This window comes from Mycobacterium sp. NAZ190054 (genome assembly GCF_001545925.1).
GTDB lineage: Bacteria > Actinomycetota > Actinomycetes > Mycobacteriales > Mycobacteriaceae > Mycobacterium.
In genome coordinates, this window is sequence record NZ_LMVQ01000533.1 from 1 (window position 1) to 543 (window position 543).

At 58.4% G+C, this 543-nt stretch carries 1 pseudogene; it reads left to right on the plus strand.

From position 1 onward, the window contains the following. Positions 1 to 389: 389 nt before the first annotated feature. Positions 390 to 543 (plus strand): annotated as a pseudogene (locus ASJ79_RS25435) (IS256 family transposase); the annotation flags it as partial.

The window sequence follows — 543 nt, forward strand, 5'->3', positions numbered from 1 at the left end:
ATCGACGCAGACTTCACTCCGCGCTCGGCTACCGCACACCGCATGAAGTCCGCACCGAATATATGAATTCACAGCTCGCGGCTTAATTCCCGCGAAATCCGCAGTCTGAAAAACGCGGAGCAGGCCAGTCACGAAATCACCGAAATTCGTGTCTACCCGCTGGACACGAAATGGACGCACCGAATATATGAATTCACAGCTCGCGGCTTAATTCCCGCGAAATCCGCAGTCTGAAAAACGCGGAGCAGGCCAGGCCGTGCGGCTGTCGTACTCCGCGGTGTGCCCGATGACCAACTGCACCGCCCGGGCCTTGAAGGGTCTGTCTGAATAACGGTGGATCTGGTCTTGGTCTGACACGCCGGGCGTGAGCTTGGCGGGAAGGACTGACGATGTCAGAAACACTCGACTCCATGGCAACCGATGTGGATCAACGCCAGCTCGCTGAGCAGCTGCTGGCGCAGGCGAAAGAACAGGGAATTGAGCTGGTCGGCCCGAATGGCCTGCTCAACGAGTTGACCAAGAACGTGCTCGAGACCGCGCTGG